The organism is Haladaptatus sp. DYSN1, from assembly GCF_029489995.1.
In the GTDB taxonomy this organism is placed as follows: domain Archaea; phylum Halobacteriota; class Halobacteria; order Halobacteriales; family Halococcaceae; genus QDMS2.
In genome coordinates this window covers 222,804-238,829 of the sequence record NZ_CP120470.1, presented here as the reverse complement: position 1 = coordinate 238,829, position 16,026 = coordinate 222,804, and the positions used below count along the sequence as shown (strand labels likewise).

19 protein-coding genes are annotated in these 16,026 nt (G+C 62.7%); 8 read left to right on the top strand and 11 right to left on the bottom strand.

Features of this window, described 5'->3' with window-relative positions; all coding sequences use genetic code 11:
• The first annotated feature begins 183 nt into the window (after positions 1-183).
• Entirely contained in the window at positions 184-828 is a 645-nt protein-coding gene (locus P0648_RS01225) for a hypothetical protein (protein WP_276246063.1), read from the top strand.
• On the opposite strand, the gene P0648_RS01220 is transcribed toward P0648_RS01225, so the two are convergent.
• Genes P0648_RS01220 through P0648_RS01210 form a run of 3 tightly spaced genes read right to left on the bottom strand, consistent with a single transcriptional unit; the run spans position 814 to position 2,180 of the window.
• The gene (locus P0648_RS01220; protein WP_276246064.1) at positions 814-1,407 is read right to left on the bottom strand and encodes an L-threonylcarbamoyladenylate synthase; all 594 of its coding nucleotides are present in this window, start codon (positions 1,405-1,407) and stop codon (positions 814-816) included. The genes P0648_RS01225 and P0648_RS01220 overlap by 15 nt on opposite strands.
• 3 nt (positions 1,408-1,410) lie before the next feature.
• Positions 1,411-1,914 carry a redoxin domain-containing protein gene (locus P0648_RS01215; RefSeq protein ID WP_369685664.1) on the bottom strand — a complete coding sequence of 168 codons (504 nt, stop codon included), beginning with the start codon at positions 1,912-1,914 and terminating at the stop codon, positions 1,411-1,413.
• Positions 1,914-2,180 (bottom strand): glutaredoxin domain-containing protein, encoded by a 267-nt coding sequence (locus P0648_RS01210; protein WP_276246065.1) that lies wholly within the window; start codon positions 2,178-2,180, stop codon positions 1,914-1,916. The genes P0648_RS01215 and P0648_RS01210 overlap by 1 nt, the downstream gene beginning before the upstream one ends.
• A 170-nt stretch (positions 2,181-2,350) precedes the next feature.
• On the opposite strand from P0648_RS01210, the gene P0648_RS01205 reads away from it, so the two are divergent.
• On the top strand, positions 2,351-3,661 hold the full coding sequence (locus tag P0648_RS01205; RefSeq protein ID WP_276246066.1) for a hemolysin family protein: 1,311 nt from the start codon (positions 2,351-2,353) through the stop codon (positions 3,659-3,661).
• On the opposite strand, the gene P0648_RS01200 is transcribed toward P0648_RS01205, so the two are convergent.
• The 4 genes from P0648_RS01200 to P0648_RS01185 form a co-directional block, all read right to left on the bottom strand.
• Positions 3,656-4,846 carry an inorganic phosphate transporter gene (locus P0648_RS01200; RefSeq protein WP_276246067.1) on the bottom strand — a complete coding sequence of 397 codons (1,191 nt, stop codon included), beginning with the start codon at positions 4,844-4,846 and terminating at the stop codon, positions 3,656-3,658. The genes P0648_RS01205 and P0648_RS01200 overlap by 6 nt on opposite strands.
• A 50-nt stretch (positions 4,847-4,896) precedes the next feature.
• Entirely contained in the window at positions 4,897-5,367 is a 471-nt protein-coding gene (locus P0648_RS01195; RefSeq protein WP_276246068.1) for a GNAT family N-acetyltransferase, read from the bottom strand.
• Positions 5,368-5,419: 52 nt separating this feature from the next.
• On the bottom strand, positions 5,420-6,100 hold the full coding sequence (locus P0648_RS01190) for a DUF5828 family protein (protein ID WP_276246069.1): 681 nt from the start codon (positions 6,098-6,100) through the stop codon (positions 5,420-5,422).
• A 61-nt stretch (positions 6,101-6,161) separates the two neighbouring features.
• Positions 6,162-6,380, bottom strand: a complete 219-nt coding sequence (locus tag P0648_RS01185) for a hypothetical protein (RefSeq protein WP_369685072.1) — start codon at positions 6,378-6,380, stop codon at positions 6,162-6,164.
• 134 nt (positions 6,381-6,514) lie between these two features.
• Between P0648_RS01185 and P0648_RS01180 the strand changes: the two genes are divergently transcribed.
• Complete coding sequence (locus P0648_RS01180) at positions 6,515-7,099, top strand: hypothetical protein (RefSeq protein WP_277504947.1); 585 nt, start codon at positions 6,515-6,517, stop codon at positions 7,097-7,099.
• Here the strand turns inward: P0648_RS01180 and P0648_RS01175 are convergent.
• The 3 genes from P0648_RS01175 to P0648_RS01165 form a co-directional block, all read right to left on the bottom strand.
• Entirely contained in the window at positions 7,096-8,949 is a 1,854-nt protein-coding gene (locus tag P0648_RS01175) for a carbon starvation protein A (RefSeq protein ID WP_277504945.1), read from the bottom strand. The two genes, P0648_RS01180 and P0648_RS01175, sit on opposite strands and share 4 nt — an antisense overlap.
• Before the next feature lie 182 nt (positions 8,950-9,131).
• Complete coding sequence (locus tag P0648_RS01170; protein ID WP_276246073.1) at positions 9,132-10,103, bottom strand: ArsA family ATPase; 972 nt, start codon at positions 10,101-10,103, stop codon at positions 9,132-9,134.
• 2 nt (positions 10,104-10,105) lie between these two features.
• Positions 10,106-10,402, bottom strand: a complete 297-nt coding sequence (locus tag P0648_RS01165) for a hypothetical protein (RefSeq protein WP_276246074.1) — start codon at positions 10,400-10,402, stop codon at positions 10,106-10,108.
• A gap of 110 nt (positions 10,403-10,512) precedes the next feature.
• Here P0648_RS01165 and P0648_RS01160 point away from each other — a divergent pair, with 110 nt between their 5' ends.
• Positions 10,513-11,775, top strand: a complete 1,263-nt coding sequence (locus P0648_RS01160; protein ID WP_276246075.1) for a GTP-binding protein — start codon at positions 10,513-10,515, stop codon at positions 11,773-11,775.
• A gap of 57 nt (positions 11,776-11,832) precedes the next feature.
• Here the strand turns inward: P0648_RS01160 and P0648_RS01155 are convergent, their stop codons facing one another.
• Complete coding sequence (locus tag P0648_RS01155) at positions 11,833-12,147, bottom strand: hypothetical protein (RefSeq protein WP_276246076.1); 315 nt, start codon at positions 12,145-12,147, stop codon at positions 11,833-11,835.
• Between the two features lie 57 nt (positions 12,148-12,204).
• On the opposite strand from P0648_RS01155, the gene P0648_RS01150 reads away from it, so the two are divergent.
• The 4 genes from P0648_RS01150 (at position 12,205) to P0648_RS01135 (ending at position 16,017) form a co-directional block, all read left to right on the top strand.
• Positions 12,205-12,390, top strand: coding sequence for a hypothetical protein (locus P0648_RS01150; protein ID WP_277504941.1), 186 nt, complete (start codon positions 12,205-12,207; stop codon positions 12,388-12,390).
• 59 nt (positions 12,391-12,449) lie between these two features.
• Complete coding sequence (gene upp / locus P0648_RS01145; RefSeq protein ID WP_276246078.1) at positions 12,450-13,124, top strand: uracil phosphoribosyltransferase; 675 nt, start codon at positions 12,450-12,452, stop codon at positions 13,122-13,124.
• Between the two features lie 121 nt (positions 13,125-13,245).
• Positions 13,246-14,412: a CapA family protein gene (locus P0648_RS01140; protein WP_277504938.1), complete on the top strand. Its 1,167-nt coding sequence runs from the start codon at positions 13,246-13,248 to the stop codon at positions 14,410-14,412.
• Between the two features lie 582 nt (positions 14,413-14,994).
• Positions 14,995-16,017 (top strand): TAXI family TRAP transporter solute-binding subunit, encoded by a 1,023-nt coding sequence (locus P0648_RS01135; protein WP_276246080.1) that lies wholly within the window; start codon positions 14,995-14,997, stop codon positions 16,015-16,017.
• Positions 16,018-16,026 lie beyond the last annotated feature (9 nt).

Genomic DNA, 16,026 nt, shown 5'->3' with positions numbered 1-16,026 from the left:
CCGCTTGCAAAAACGTGCGCGAAAAAGGCCGAACTCGCGGTTGGCGAGTTCGGGTGCCGCGCTGGACAACCTCCCAACCGCAACGCACTGCACTGCAACCGCAACGCACTGCACCGCAACCGCACAGCATCGCAACCGCAACCGCCCTGAACTTTATATATCAACCCGGGACCAGAGCGACCCGTGCCGACGTTCCGAGACCTCGCCATCGCCGCCTACTGCCCACGACAACTGTACTACGAGCGCCGCGAAGACGACCGGTCGCCGCCGCCTGAGGTAGCGCAGAAACGCCAACTCGCGTTCGAGTACCCGAGGCTGCTCGACGCGGAGACGCTTCCCGATGAAATCGAGGTGACGCCCACACAGTTTCGGACGAATCTCAACTGCGCTCGCGCCAAATTCGACCGGTTCGAGGAGTTGGCCGACCCACCGACAGAAATGGCTCTGCTCTCCGGAAAAGACGCCCGCGGCATCGCGCACAAAGTGCTCACTGACCCACCAATCCCGTCGCTCGTCTTCACCGGGTCGCCGCCAGATTCGGGCGTCTGGTATCCACAGACCGTCCACGCAGTCGCCGCCGCGAAGGCACTCTCGTGGGAGCGCGAGACGCCGGTCGAACGGACTTTCGTCGAGTATCCCACTCACGGCATCGTCCGCGAGGTACGACTCACGACGCGCAGAAAAGCCGCCTACCGAACCGCACTTCGGGCGGTCAGGGAGCTCGACGGCCCACCACCGCGACTCAAAAACAGCGACAAGTGCGGAGCGTGTGACTTTCGCACGAAATGCGGGGTGAAAACGCGCTCGTTGCGCTCACTCCTCTCGTAGCCACGCTTCGATGTCGTCTGCGAGCGTGCCACGGCGGTGGATGACGCCCGCTTCCACGTCCACCACGGTGCTCTCGGTGCCTCGGGTCTCGCCGTCGTCGAGGACGACCGCCACCGCGTCACGCAAGTCGGGGCCGATGTCGGTGACGACGTGTGCACTCGGTTGGCCGCTCACGTTCGCGCTCGTCGCCGTGACCGGTTCGACTTCGCGAAGCAGCGCGAGCGCCACGTCGTGGTCGGGAATCCGGATACCCACTCGGTCGAGGCCGCCGGTGAGTTCGTCCGGCACGGCTGGTTTCCGTTCGACGATGACCGTCACCGGGCCCGGCAGGAACTCGTCCATGAACCGACGTTCGCGGTCGGTCGGGTTCGTGTACGTGAGTGCCGTCTCTACGTCGGGCACGCCGAGCGAGAGCGGTTTGTCCCGACTGCGCCCCTTCAGCGCGAAGACCCGCTCGATTGCCTCGGGGTCGAGTGCGTCCGCGCCGAGTCCGTACACCGTCTCCGTCGGGAAGATGACGGCGTCGCCCGCACGAATCGCCCGGGCGGCCCGTCGAATGTTGGCTTCGTCGACGGCCATCGTTCAGTTCGAGATGGCGTCTTCGACGGCGTCGTAGTCGGGGAACTCCGGCCACTCGGATGCGACCCACGCGAAGTCGATGGTGCCGTCTTCGTCGATGCGGAAGATGGCCGGGCGCGGCTCCTCGATGCCCGTCATGCCGTCTAAGTCGTTCACGATGCCGTAGGCTTCAGCCACGTCGTTCGCCGGGTCCGAAAAGAGCGGGTAATCCATCCCGCGTTCGGCGATGAACGTCTTGTGCTCGTACGGCGAGGAGATGGAGAGGCCGACGACCTGCAGGTAGTCGCCCCACGCGCGGTCACGAATTTCGTTCCAGATGTACGTCGAAGGGAACGCGCCGTCCATCGTGTGAAAGACCAGCAGGACGGGACCGTCTTCGAGCAGCTCGGAGAGCGCTACGTCCTCCCAGAACTCCTCGTTTACGAGCGGTCGGGTGAAGCCAGGGGCCTCGTCGCCCACGTCCACGTGGTCCGTTTCGGGCAGGTCCACGACGTCGAAGTCCACCATCAGGCAGCCTCCTCGCCGTAGACGCGGTCGAGATACGCGACGATGTTCGCGCTTTCGGACATCGTGACGCCCGTGTTCTCGTCGACGATAGCGGGGACGGTTCGCTTCCCGCTGATGCGTTTTACCACGTTTCGCTCAGCGTGCATCGCTTCGACGAACCGCGAGTCGTATTCTACGTCGTACTCCTGTAACTTGCGCACCACGCGCTCGCAGTACGGACAGGCCTGCAAGCGGTACAGCGTTATCGCCGATTCTGACTCCGACATACCCGGTCGTTAGGAGGTCACGGAAAAGAGCGCTTCGCTCATCCGTGGTATGACAACTCTTAATCCCGCACCCCTGCAATAGCGACACGTTAATGGGTATATCTGCGGCTACGGTGCCAGTCGTCGCATCTGCGATCGGACCTCTCGACGTCGGGGTGTTCGGGTTACAGATGTCAGATGGGACCTTCATCGGTCTCGGCGTCGTAGCAATCATCGGGCTCATCGCGCTGTCGGCATTCTTCTCCTCGTCGGAGATTGCAATGTTCTCGCTCGCGGCCCACCGTGTGGACTCGCTGGTCGAAGACGGCGCATCAGGCGCAGCCGTCCTCAAAGACCTGAAAGACGACCCGCACCGGCTGTTAGTGACGATTCTGGTTGGGAACAACATCGCCAACATCGCCATGTCCTCGATCGCGACGGGGCTGCTGGCGCTGCTTGGTTTCTCGGGCGGCGAGTCGGTTCTCATCGCCACCTTCGGCATCACCGCGCTCGTGTTGCTGTTCGGCGAGAGCGCACCAAAATCCTACGCGGTGGAGAACACGGAGAGTTGGGCGCTCAGAATCGCCCGTCCGCTCAAACTCTCGGAGTACATCTTGCTGCCGCTCGTCGTCACCTTCGACTACCTCACCAGATTGGTGAACAAGGTGACCGGTGGGCGCTCTTCGATCGAGACGTCCTACATTACCCGTCAGGAGATTCAGGACCTGCTCGAAACCGGCGAGCGAGAGGGGGTACTGGAGGAAGAAGAACACGAGATGCTCCAGCGCATCTTTCGGTTCAACAGCACCATCGTAAAGGAGGTCATGACGCCGCGCCTCGACATCACGGCGGTGCCGATGCACGCGGGCCTCGAAGAGGCAATCGAGACGTGTGTCCAGAGCGGCCACGCCCGCATCCCGGTGTACGAGGGCGGCCTCGACAACATCGTCGGCGTGGTCCACATCCGCGACCTCGTCCGTGACCTGAACTACGGCGAGGGCGGTGAGAACCTCACGCTCGAAGACCTGCTCGAACCTGTCTTGCACGTCCCCGAGTCGAAGAACGTAGACGACCTGCTCGCGGAGATGCGCAAAGAGCGCATGCACATGGTCATCGTCATCGACGAGTTCGGGACCACCGAGGGGCTCGCGACGACCGAGGACATGACCGAAGAAATCGTCGGCGAAATCTTAGAGAGCGAAGAGGAGGAGCCAATCGAGTTCGTCGACGATACCACCGCGCTCGTCCGCGGCGAGGTCAACATCGACGAGGTGAACGACGCCCTCGACATCGACCTTCCCGAAGGCGAGGAGTTCGAGACCATCGCCGGCTTCATCTTCAACCGCGTCGGCCGCCTCGTCGAGGAGGGCGAGGTCATCACCTACGATGGCGTCCGGATTCAGGTCGAGAAGGTGGAGAACACGCGCATCATGAAAGCTCGCGTCTCCATCACACCCGAGGAAGAACGCGAGGAAACCGACCCAGAAGAAGTCTCCTCATAGGAGGCTCGCGGCCTGAAAGAGGCCAAAGCCCGCGGCCAGCGCGAGGACGAGCGACCCGACCCACGCGAGGACGGTGTACACCATCTTTTTGCGACTGACGCCGGCGTTCTGTGCTGCGTAGCCGCTGCCGATGATGGCGCTCACGATGATTTCGTTGAACGAAACGGGGACGCCGAGGAACACGGCGACCTGCGCGATGGCGAACGAGGGGATGAGCGCCGCGATGGAACGGCGCGGCCCGAGCGAGGAGTAGTCCTGTGCGAGCGCCTTTATCATGCGCGGAGCGCCGGTCCAACTGCCAAGCAGGAGGCCGAGGCCGCCGCCGACGAGCGTCGCGGTGAGAGGGATGGTGTAGGGTTCGAGCAACGGGAGCATCGGGCCGATGGCGAGGCCGACCTGACTCCCGCCTGCGGAGAAGGCGACGAGTGCGCCGAGAGCGAGCAGGAAGTGGCGCTGGCCCCGCTCTTTGTTTCCGCGGATGTCCCGAGCGAGCAGGAGGCCGACGACGAGCGCGACGGCCAGCGACGCGAGGATGTGGACGAGTGGCACGCCGAACACCGGCGGACTCGGCGTTTGCTGGGCGAGCAGTCCAGCGAACGAATTGGCGAATCCGGGCGGCCCGAACACGGCGAACTCGACGTTCGCGAGGATGAGGCCGATGAGGCCGGCGAGAACCGGCACCGCCACCTCCTCTCTCACGTTCGGATTGCGGAGCAGTCGCGCGGTGGCGTAGGCCGTCCCGCCGCCGACGAAGGGGACGAGCACCCAGAGCGTGACGATTTGTTCGTACTTGGCCCAGGCTGGATTGCCGCCTGCGGCGAGGCCGACGCCGACGACCGCACCGGTCACGGTGAACGCAGTGGCGATGGGGTAGCCGGCGAACACGCCGATTGCGACCAGCGTGGCGGCGGTCAACAGGGCGACGGTCGCCGCGAGTGGCGAGAGCGAGACGCCCGTGATGAGTTCGCGACCAACGGCTTCGGAGACGTTCGCCCCCTGTAACACCGCCCCGGCGAGGCCGAGGAGGCCGACGATGAACCCGGCGCGCATGACGGAAATCGCATTGGCTCCGACGGCGGGCGCGAAGGGCGTCGACCCGGAAGACCCGGCACCAATCGCCCACGCCATGAAGAAACTCGCGCCGCCGGCGACAAGAACCGTCAAGAGTGTCCCTGCATCGACCATCTGGGCAGGCCTACAGGTGGTGTCCGTATTAGCCTACCGTTCGCGACAGGTCAGAGACGCTTTGCCATCCGCCGACAGTCGAGTTCGACGCCGCCGGTGGTCTCGTGGACGACGCCACCCTCGTCGCGGTACCCCTTCGCCTCGTAGAACGGGACTGCGTTGAGCGACGCAGAGAGGGTCACCGCGTCGAAGCCAGCCTCGCGGGCGAGGGTTTCGAGCCGGGCGAGCAGGGCGTTGCCGACGCCGCGTCTCAGGTAGTCCCCGTGGACGTACACGGCCTCTATCTCCCGTGATTCCGTGTTGAGATGGCCAAACCCTACGACGGTTTCGTCCACTTCGGCGACGAGATACTCCTGTCCGGCTTCGCCAATCGCGTAGCCCTCGGGGCCATGGTCTCTGGTCGCCCAGGCTTCGACCTGCGCCGACGAGTAGGAGTGCGGGCCGTCGCCAAAGATGGCGGCCTGGTGGACGTCGAGGATTCGTGCTGCGTCCTCTCGACGTGCCCGCCGAACGTGAACCATGGCTCACTATTCGTGCAACGGGTGGGAAAATAGGTGTGGTGCGACAGGTCTCTCAGTTCGTCGTCGAACGCGAGCGCCCCTCCGATTCGGGGGCTTCGACGCCCTCTGCGGCTTCGACCGTCTCGGTTTCCTTCTCGATGTCGATGTGCCACCGGTCGATGGTGTCCTCGTACTCGCCGAGCAGCGTGGAGACGTCCTGTTTCAACGCGTCGTCGTTGACGTTCACCTCGAAGACGAACGTCTCCTCTTTTTCGAAGCGGGCAACTTGCTGGAGGTTCGCGCTCACGAGTTCGTTGTCGAAATAATACGGCGCGAGTTGGGTCATGACCTTGCGGTAGACGGCGTCCTCGACCTTGCGGATGGCCTTCCGCCCGGCGGAATCGGCGGCGCGCGCGACGTAGTCGATAGATTCGTTCCACCGGCCCATCGCCTCGTCCGGGTCGTCCAGTTTCTCGTAGGACTCGGCGAGTTTCTCACCCGCCGTCCGGATGTCGTCGTTCGGATTTTTGCCCGCTTTCTCGCCCCGGCCCTCGCCGATGGAGGCCTGTTTTGCGGTCTTCTGGCTCACGTCTTCGTCGAGTCGTTCGTGGCTTTTGGGTCGCCACTCGTCCCAGGCGTCGAATGCGTCACCCTCCACCCCGAGGTCGCGAAGCGCGCGCGTGATGCGCTCGCCGTGTTCGACGATGTCCCCCCACGACCCCCGACGTTTGAATCCGGAGATACTCTCTTCCATCGCTTAGAACAGGCCTTAGGCTGGTCAGTATATTAACGTCACCCCTGATTCAGCAACCCACTTATTTTCCGTAGGTCAGGCGCGTCGCGAGGTCGTCGAGTCGAGCCTTGAATCCAGCGAGCCACGCACTTGGCGAGAGCGCGCGCAACTCCGCGTCGTCGACTTCGATTCGCGCGCCGGCGAAGGGGTCTGTCCGTGCCGCGTCGTCTCCGTCCGCGGCCGTCGAGACGACCGAACTCATCGCACATCGGCCACACGCTTCGCTCCTGTCACTGTCCATGGCGTAGGTGGAAGCATTCGGGAACTGCCGTGTTAAGTGTTGTCTCCCGACGACCCGACGGATTTTTCACCGGTTCATCCTGTCTCCTTTCGTATGGAGCGATTGGGCAACGCACGACACACGGGTAGGGCCACATGAGCGAGGCCGAACCTCCCGACATCCCGACGTGGGACGACGACTACTACGACGACGTCGCGAAGCGGCTCATGTACAACTACGACCTGGAGCGCGACTATCGGGCGGGCGGCGAGTCGTTCGACCTCTACGGCAAACTCGACATCGACGTCCACAAGCAGTTTCTCACCTCGGCGCTCTCCTACGGCCACCAGGAATCGACCGAACACCTGTTCGCCCGCCGCGAGTCGTCAGTGTCGGTGGCCAGCCTCGAACGCCTCGTCGAACTGGGTCACGACCTCGCAGACGAGTGGATCGAACCCGACGAACGCCACTTCGGAACGGACTTCGTCTTCGTCGTGGTCGCCCCCGAGATTCCGGACGAGGTTCGAAGCTACGTTTCCTCGTTCAGCGACCGCACGCTCATCAAGTACGGCTACCACGGCCAGTACCAGTTGCACCTCGTCGTCGTCGCCCCCGAGGCGGAGGACATCGTCCAGAGCAAGGAGGCGGACGTGTCGCTCGCGTTCGCACTGTGGGAGTCACTCGAATCGAGCAAAAAGCGTGGAGTCGTGGGCCGACTCCGGTCGTTGTTCGGTCGCTAGTCGTCGGTCACTTCGCCACCGTCCGCTGCGACGCGGCCGGTGGCAGAACCACGGACGTTCTTGATGTTCTTGTAGCCCATGAGCGCAATCGATATCGCCAGATAGGCGAGCACGAGCGAGATGAGCGACTGCATCCCGAAGGATACCATCTGGAACGTTCCGTCGGCAGAGAGCATCGAGGTTGGGGCCCGATACAGGCCAATCCACAGCAGCGCCGTGAGCGTCACGCCGAGCATGATGACCATCGGCGCGCCGGTACTGAACAGCTGTTTCTTGTCGTCCCAGTTAGCCAGCCACAGGGTCGCTGCGAGCAGCGCGAGCGCGGCGAGCGTCTGGTTCGCGCCACCGAACAGCGGCCAGAGGCTCGACCACGTCCCACTCGAGACGAGCACGTAGCCACCGACACACTGGATACCGGCGTTGACGTAGCGGTTCGTCGCCGTCTTCTCGACCGAGGTTTCGGGGACGCCGACGATTTCGTCGAACATGTAGCGTCCGAGACGGACCGCAGTGTCCGTACTCGTGAGCAGGAAGCTCACGAACACGAGGCCGATGAAGGCCATGCCGATGGCGACGGGGATGCCGAAGCCAGCGGCGAGCATGACCGCACCGCCGGTCGGGAAGTTGGCGAGTGCCCCGACCAGTCCCGAGTCACCGAGGAACGCCGTCGAAGCGACCAGCGAGAGGGCGGCGACGGCCGTCGTCGCGAGCAGTCCCTCGCCGAGCATCGCGCCGTAGCCGATGGCGCGGGCGTCTTTTTCGTTGTTGAGCTGTTTCGCGGTCGTGCCCGAGGAGACCAGCGCGTGGAAGCCCGAAATCGTCCCACACGCGATGGTCACGAACAGGAATGGGAAGATTGGCCCGAGGACGGGACTCACGAAGCCTTTGAACGCAGACATGCGCGTTTCGAGCGTCGTGAACGTCAGTTCCGAGCCGCCCGAGCTGATGGTGACGGGGTCAAAGCCGAGGACGGTGGCGACGATGACGCCGAGCAGCATCCCGCCGACGCCGGTGTAGAGCAGGCTCGACGTGAGGAAGTCACGGGGCTGGAGCAGCACCCAGACCGGCAGGACGCTCGCCACGAATCCATAGATGACGACCACAGGGACCCAGGCGGCGACGTTCGCGCCGAGGTCGGATTGGGCGAGCGGGAGCCAACTCCAGGCTTCTGGACTGCCGAGCAGGACGATTGCACCAGCGTCAGCACCGCCGACGAGCATGATTGGATACTGGATGCCGACCCAGACACCGCCGAACACCATCGCGATGAAGGCGATTGCGCCGGGCAGGAACGGCAAATTGAGCTGGTACAAGTAGATCCCGAACACGATGGCGAGGCCGATGTAAATCAGACTCGCGGTGGCCGAGGAGGGGAACGCGTTGAACACCACGGCCACCACGAGTGCGAACACCGCGATGACGAGGATGATGGTGAGAAACGCGAACCACAGCAGCATGTTCTTCCCCCGCTCGCCGACGTACTCGCCGATGATGTACCCGATTGACTTTCCGTCGTGGCGGAGACTGGCCGACAGCGACATGAAGTCGTGGACCGCGCCGAACAGCGGATTCCCGATGGCAATCCAGAGAATCGCTGGGAGCCATCCGAACGCTGCGCCGGCGGTGATTGGCCCGACAATCGGTGCGCCGCCCGCGATACTCGAATAGTGATGCCCGAGGAGGACGGGCTTTTTGGAGGGAACGTACTCCTGGCCGTCCTCGTATTGGTGCGCTGGCGTGTCGGTCGACTCATCCAGTTCGACGAACTGGGCGAGGTAGCGCGAATACGCGAGATACCCCACCGTGAACGTAATGAGTGACAAAACCACCAGCACGGCAACTTGTACCATGTTTGTAAGCCTCACAACTGTGTGTGGGAAACACACACTTAAACATTAGGAAAGTTGACGGACTAATGATGGAAAAATAAGGTATGTCTGACGGCTGAGACGGCTGATTATTCCACCCTCACTGCAGATGTTAATCTATCTGAAATATGTCTGCGGGAGATATTCTTGCCGGAACCACAAACTCACCGCGCCGCTGGTTCGTCCGTCACGGCGATGTCGAGGTCGACCGCGACGGCCGCGAGCAGGTCGCCCTTGATTTCAGAAATTCGGGTTTCGAGTTCGGCGACGACCGGCTGGTCGTAGGCGTCTTTCGCCTCCTGCAGACGGGTGCGCTCGGTTTCGACGCGGTCTCTGAGGAATCGTGCGCCCCGCCCCGATTCGTCCGGGTCTGGCTCCGGCGTCAGTCGGTTTGCGACGAGACCAGCGACCCACAGCCCCTTCTCTTCTAGGCCCTCGATGGCCCGGCCCGTCTCCCGAACCGAAAGCTGGTCGGGATTAAAAACGAGGTAGAATGCCGCCTCCTCGCGGAGCGTTTCTCCCGCGAATTCGAACATTTCCTTTCGCTGTTGCAGGCGGTCGATGATGGGGTCGCCGTCCATCATTCGGCGGGGTTCGTTGTTGCCGATGGCGGCGCGTTCGAACAGTTTCACGCTCTGCTTTCGTTTGAGCAGGAGGCGCTGAATCCAGCCTTCGAGGAAGTCTGGCAGCGAGAGGAGTCTGAGCGTCCCGCCGGTTGGTGAGGTGTCGAAGACGACCCGGTCGTACTCGTCTGCGTTTCGCATCACGTCCACGAAGCGGTCGAAGAGGGCGGCTTCGTACGCCCCCGGTGTCTGGTGGGCCATCTCGATTTGCCGGTCGATCTGGTTGACCATCGAGGCGCTCACCTGGTCGCCGAGAGCGCGTTTCGTCTCCATGAGGTGGCGCGAGACCTCCTCTTCCGGGTCGATTTCCATCGCCCAGAGGTTGGCTATTCCGTCGACTGCCTGTGCGTCGTCGGTGAACGCCTGGTCGAATACGTCCTGTGTCGAGTGGGCGGGGTCAGTAGAGACGAGCAGCGTGTTCAACCCGGCGTCGGCGCACTTGTAGGCGTACGCGGCGGAGACGGTGGTCTTGCCGACGCCGCCCTTGCCGCCGAAGAAGACGAATTTGCGCATGGTCAGAAGTGATACTGTTCGCCCTTGCGTTCGAGAATCGAGCCGCGATTCCACATTCGGCGTTCCCACGCCTCGAACTCATTCTCCAAGTACGGCAGGAGTTCTGCGGTATAGTAGGAGATGGGACTCGGAATCCCAAAGGCGTCGGGGAAACACGCGAGCATGAAGTCGTCCTCTACGTCCTCCGCTTCCTTTTCGATGAGTTCGTAGGCGGGGTGGCTGATCATCCCGTGGTACAGCCCGGCCAGCCACTCTTCGAGGACGGCCCGGAACTCGGCGATGCGCTCTGCGAGTGTCATCTGTTCTCAACCACCTGTTCTGCCACATAAAACTGTGTCGTCCCGTCCGATTGGCACCCTGACACACAACCGAGGAACACTCATTACCGTGGACTCGTGACGATTGACCCATGAACGCGGGCACGATTCCGGTGACGATTCTCTCCGGGCCGCTCGGGGCGGGCAAGACGACGCTCCTGAACCACCTCCTGCACAACGCCGGGGACCTCGACATCGCGGTGCTCGTAAACGACATGGGGGAAATCAACGTGGACGCCGGCCTCGTGAGCGACAACTCAGAGCTCTCGGTCGCAGACGGCGGCGTTACCGAACTCTCGAACGGGTGTATCTGCTGTGAGCTACAGGACGACCTGAACACGGCCGTCGTCCGCCTCGCCCAGAACCGCGAGTTCGACCACCTCGTCGTCGAGTCGTCGGGTATCAGCGAGCCCGAACCCGTCGCACGGCTGTTCACCACCGAGTCTCGGGCTGCCGCGCTCTACACCGTGGATTCCCTCGTCACCGTCGTTGACTCGCGGCTCTTTTTCGACACCTTCGGCGGCGAGGGCGTCCCAGAGCGCCGCGGCACCGACGACGAGGATACTCATCCGCTCTCCGACCTGCTCGTCGAACAGGTCGAGTTCTCGAATCTCGTCGTCTGCAACAAGACGGACCTCGTGAGCGATGCAGAACTCGCCGCGGTCGAGGAAATGGTCCTCGCGCTGCGCCCGGACGCCGAACTCCGGCGGACGACTCACGGGCAACTCGACCCCCACGACCTGCTCGGACAGGGGCTGTACGACCCACAGACCGCGGCGGAGCAGGCGGGGTGGAAACAGGCACTCGCCGCGGACGAGGATGCAGACCATGGCCACAACCATCGAAACACGCACGCCCACGGCGATGCGGACGAATCTGACGCCCACCACGGCCACAGCCATCCACAGGACGTGTATGGCGTCTCCTCGTTCACGTACCGCGCTCGCCGCCCGTTCCACCCGAAACGTATCGCTGACCTGCTGGCCTCGCTGCCCGCGGGCATCATCCGGTCGAAGGGAACCTGCTGGGTTGCGGGCTGTGGGGACAACATACTGACCTACGGACAGGCAGGTCCTTCCGCGCGATTCGAGGTGACTGGCCCGTGGGTCGCGAGTCTCTCGGAACTCGACCAGGAACTCTATCGGGCCAATCGTCCAAATCTCGACTGGCACGACGAGTGGGGCGACCGCCGCACGGAACTCGTCTTCATCGGGACTGACCTGCAGGAAGACCGACTACGCCAGTCACTGTCAGACTGTCTGCTCACCGACGCGGAGATGGACGCAGACTGGGAGGACTTCGAGAATCCGCTTCCCGCAGAACTGGAGGGTGTCGCGGTCGTCGCCGAACCATAGCCACCCCCAGCGCAGATACGTATGGTTCACCCCGCGTGCCCGCGTGGGGCACCGACCTCAGAGAAAGGGGATGTTCACCAGTACCAACAGGAGCACGACGAGGAGGATGGCGACGAACAGCCGTCGGACCCTGAATTCGACGGGAATCTCCGCCGTGAGGTCGGGGCGGGCGGTCCACACCAGTTGGTGGTAGCAGAGCGCCGCACAGCCGAGAAAGAGGAGCGTCGAGGCGGCCACGGAGACGGCGAGCGAGTACCCGAGCGTCAGTCCGTAAACCGGCCCCGCGGAGAACACGAACAGAAACGAGGTGCAGAGGGCGACCAGAAAGGGTACCGGGTCTACGGAGTCGCCAGACCGCGTTCTGAGGCGCATTGTCGTGCTAGAGATTCGCATGATAAGTACTTAGTCGCTCGGTCACCGAGCACTGCCATGAGTCAGAAGTCACAGGGCGACCCGCGCGTCCTGTTCGTGATGAACGTCGTCCTCTCCGTGCTGTTCGCCAGTCTCGTCGTTTGGGGAGCCTCGCTCATCAGCCTCTGGGCGTTCACGCCCGTGAACGTCGCGCTCGCGACGGGTGTGTTTGTGGTGCTCACGCATTTTGTAGTGATGCGATAACGTGCCTGCCTGAGGCCATATCCGGTAATTTATGGCACTTCGCGTTGCCCGTAATTACAATGACCATCGAGGACCGCGGCGACGCGAAAGTCGTCACGCACGCACTGGCAAAGGACACCCTGTCGAAACTCAGAGACGTGAACACCTCGCAGGTAGCCTTCCGGAAGGGCCTCGTCAAACTCGGCCGCATCTGTGGCTACGAGATTATAGACGGCGTCATGGAGACCGAATACGTCTCCATCCAGACGCCGATGCAGGAGACGACCGGCGAGCGCGTGAAAGGCCTAGACGACGTGGTCATCATCAACGTCCTTCGCGCCGCGACACCGTTCGTCGAGGGTCTCCTGAAGGCGTTCCCCCGTGCGAAACAGGGCGTCATCAGCGCTGGGCGCGACGAGGAGGCCGGCATGGTCGACGGCGAGTTCCCCATCACCATCGACTACGTCAAACTCCCCGAAATCAAGGAGACGGACACGGTCATCGTCGCCGACCCGATGCTCGCCACCGGTTCGACGATGTGCACCGTCCTCGACCACGTCCTCGAAGACGCCCCAGACCCACAGCACCTCATCGTCCTCTCTGCCGTGAGCGCCCCGCCGGGCCTGCTCCGGGTCGCAGACCAGGTCCCCGAAGCGAACCTCCTCACCGTCGCTATCGACGACTATCTCAACGACGACGGCTACATCATTCCCGGCCTCGGCGACGCCGGCGACCGCGCGTTCCGCACCCAGTAACCGCGCAACTGGTCCATCGTCACCACTGATTTCCCTCCCGATTCTCTCGAATTCAGCTTGCTGCTCTGCCACCGCCGGAGCCGTCAGCTACAAGTGTCACCTGTTCAATATCACAGACTCGATGAAACGAAATCGGCGTGCATTCCTCAGCGCCGTGGGCGCACTCACGGTCGGTGGGTGCGTCGGTTCCCCACCCGACACTCCCTCGGGCGACGCGCCGCCCGCGACTGGGGACTCGGACACGTCAGCCCCTCCACCCTCCACCCAAGAATCGACTCAAAAGACGACGACGGAGCCGGAACCCACAACGACGACCATCGGTTTCGCCGGCGACACGATGGTCGGTCGCCGGTTGAACAACATCTACGGCGACGACGACGTAGACCCCGCGAGCATCTGGGGTGAGTTCCAGCCCCGGCTTCAATCGGTAGACGGCGTCCTCTGCAACCTGGAGTGCAGTCTCTCGACTCGCGGCGAACGCTACCCCGGCCGCGCCTTCTACTTCCGGGGCGACCCCGAGTGGGCGATTCCAGCCCTCGAAGCCGGCAACGTCCAGTACACGTCGCTCGCGAACAACCACGCGCTGGACTTCGGCGCGACGGCGCTCATGGACACGATAACCCACCTCGACGACGCCGGCATCGCGAACGCGGGCACGGGCGCGAATCCGGAGGCAGCGCGTGAACCGGCCACGCTCACCGTCGGCGACCTCGACGTCGCCGTCGTCTCGTTTTCAGACGAGTACGACTTCTACGCCGCCACCGACGACCGACCCGGCATCGCCTGGATTTCGCGGGATTACGATTCCGAGGAGACCCGACGGAAGATGCGCGATGCCATCGACCGCGCGAAGGCGACCGACCCGGACCTGCTCGTCTTCTCGATTCACTGGGGCGAAAACTGGATCGAGCGCCCGAGCGAGAAACTCGTCAAACTGGGCCACTGGCTCGTCGACCAGGGCGTGGACGTCGTTCACGGCCACAGCGCCCACGTCGTCCAGGGGATAGAGCAGTACGAAGATGGCATCATCCTCCACGACACGGGCGACCTCGTGGACGATTTCGGCATCAAAGACGACCTCGGGAACGACAAGAGTTTCCTCTTCGAGATGACCTTCGAGGGCGACGAACCGACGAAAATCCGGCTCGTCCCGCTCCACATCGACGACGGCGTCCGTCCGCCGACCGACGAGGAAGTCGAGTGGCTGAGGGAGACGATGCGTGACCGCGCTGAACCGTTCGATACGACCTACGAACGGGCTGACGATGGTCTCGTGGTCCATCTCTGAGCCGACATCGTAATCGCCGGCTTCACGGCCCTTCGCAACCCTCTCATTTCGCCTGGAAACCGACGGCGGAGAGGCCAATCGAGAGCCACTTTCTGCGAACGAAACGCACCACTTTCGGGTACATAGTCATGTATAGTCACGCTGACGGCACCCCCACGGTCGCCACTCTGACCCGTCTATTTCGTGTGGAAACACGAATAGGGCGGCCCAATTGGAAACGGAATATCGCTCACGAAACAGACCTTTCCTGCGTCGTTGGCGATTCGGCTTTCAGCCTATATGCGCTGATTCGGGCACGCTCTGGGACTGAAACGCCGGGTATCGAATCCGATTCGAACTGCGTTCTGTGCCGACTCGACGTCTATATAGTTCAGATACTGGTTGATTATCAATCAGTAAATATTGCCAGTGAGTGACACCGATTACCAATGTTCGTGATGTTATCTCTTCATATGTCCGACACAGTACGGGTACAGCACCGTTTCTATAGCGGCTAACATAATTATCCGTCAATCTATAGCGAAGAACAACTAGTCAGCATGATTGAATAAGTTTTTCATGCAGAGTGACCAAGGAGGTGGTATGGTAGACAGTGACCAGACAAAAGGTTCGAACACAAGCCGCCGCACGTTCATGCAGGTGGCTGGTGCAGCAGGACTCGCCGCGCTCGCCGGTTGTACCGGTGGCGATGGCGGGGACGGTGGCAACAACGGGACCGACGGTGGCAACGGTGATGGCGGCGGCGACACCCGTCTCTCGTGGCACGCAGGCGGTACGGGTGGGACGTACTTCCCACTCTCCAACGAGTTCAAGAACATCATCGAGGACAACACCGACTTCACGGTAAACGTCCAGTCCACCGGCGCGTCCGTCGAAAACGTCGGGTCGCTCGCGAACGGCAACGCCGATTTCGCGCTCATCCAGAACGACGTCGCGTTCTTCGCGAAGAACGGGACGGGTATCGACGTCTTCCAGGACAACCCAATCGAAAACCTCCGTGGTGTCGCGACGCTCTACCCGGAGACCATCCACGTCATCACGCAGGCGAACTCCGGTATTAGCGCCCTCGCCGACCTCGAAGGCAAAGTCGTGAACACCGGCGACCTCGGGTCGGGGACGCAGGTCAACGCGCTGACCATCCTCGAAACCGTCGGCATCACGACGGACGACTTCGAAGAGCAGAACACCGGGTTCTCCCAGGCGTCCGACCAACTCAAAAACGGCGACATCGACGCCGCGTTCGTCGTCGGTGGCTGGCCGGTCGGTGCCGTCGCGGACATCGCGACGACCAACGACATCTCGATCGTCCCAATCGACGGCGATACCCGCGCGAGCATCAAGGAAGCCGGTTCTTGGTTCGCAGACGACACCATCCCTGCCGGGACGTACGACGGTATCGACGAAGACACTCCAACCGTCTCCGTGCAGGCGATGATTGCCACGGCAGCGGAGGTCGAAGCCGACACCGTCGAACAGATTACGGCCGCAATCTTCGACAACACCGACGCGCTGACCATCAAGAAGGACTTCATCACCAAAGACACCGCCCAGGACGGCATGTCCATCGAACTCCACGAGGGGGCAGCGGCGTACTTCGGTGCGTAACCGAGGTCG

Coding starts and splice junctions, on each gene's coding strand:
- P0648_RS01220 (WP_276246064.1), bottom strand. CDS start 1,407: ATGGCCGTCGACGAAGCCAACATTCGACGGGCCGCCCGGGCGATTCGT.
- P0648_RS01215 (WP_369685664.1), bottom strand. CDS start 1,914: ATGGTGGACTTCGACGTCGTGGACCTGCCCGAAACGGACCACGTGGAC.
- P0648_RS01210 (WP_276246065.1), bottom strand. CDS start 2,180: ATGTCGGAGTCAGAATCGGCGATAACGCTGTACCGCTTGCAGGCCTGT.
- P0648_RS01205 (WP_276246066.1), top strand. CDS start 2,351: ATGTCAGATGGGACCTTCATCGGTCTCGGCGTCGTAGCAATCATCGGG.
- P0648_RS01200 (WP_276246067.1), bottom strand. CDS start 4,846: ATGGTCGATGCAGGGACACTCTTGACGGTTCTTGTCGCCGGCGGCGCG.
- P0648_RS01195 (WP_276246068.1), bottom strand. CDS start 5,367: ATGGTTCACGTTCGGCGGGCACGTCGAGAGGACGCAGCACGAATCCTC.
- P0648_RS01190 (WP_276246069.1), bottom strand. CDS start 6,100: ATGGAAGAGAGTATCTCCGGATTCAAACGTCGGGGGTCGTGGGGGGAC.
- P0648_RS01185 (WP_369685072.1), bottom strand. CDS start 6,380: ATGGACAGTGACAGGAGCGAAGCGTGTGGCCGATGTGCGATGAGTTCG.
- P0648_RS01180 (WP_277504947.1), top strand. CDS start 6,515: ATGAGCGAGGCCGAACCTCCCGACATCCCGACGTGGGACGACGACTAC.
- P0648_RS01175 (WP_277504945.1), bottom strand. CDS start 8,949: ATGGTACAAGTTGCCGTGCTGGTGGTTTTGTCACTCATTACGTTCACG.
- P0648_RS01170 (WP_276246073.1), bottom strand. CDS start 10,103: ATGCGCAAATTCGTCTTCTTCGGCGGCAAGGGCGGCGTCGGCAAGACC.
- P0648_RS01165 (WP_276246074.1), bottom strand. CDS start 10,402: ATGACACTCGCAGAGCGCATCGCCGAGTTCCGGGCCGTCCTCGAAGAG.
- P0648_RS01160 (WP_276246075.1), top strand. CDS start 10,513: ATGAACGCGGGCACGATTCCGGTGACGATTCTCTCCGGGCCGCTCGGG.
- P0648_RS01155 (WP_276246076.1), bottom strand. CDS start 12,147: ATGCGCCTCAGAACGCGGTCTGGCGACTCCGTAGACCCGGTACCCTTT.
- P0648_RS01150 (WP_277504941.1), top strand. CDS start 12,205: ATGAGTCAGAAGTCACAGGGCGACCCGCGCGTCCTGTTCGTGATGAAC.
- upp (WP_276246078.1), top strand. CDS start 12,450: ATGACCATCGAGGACCGCGGCGACGCGAAAGTCGTCACGCACGCACTG.
- P0648_RS01140 (WP_277504938.1), top strand. CDS start 13,246: ATGAAACGAAATCGGCGTGCATTCCTCAGCGCCGTGGGCGCACTCACG.
- P0648_RS01135 (WP_276246080.1), top strand. CDS start 14,995: ATGGTAGACAGTGACCAGACAAAAGGTTCGAACACAAGCCGCCGCACG.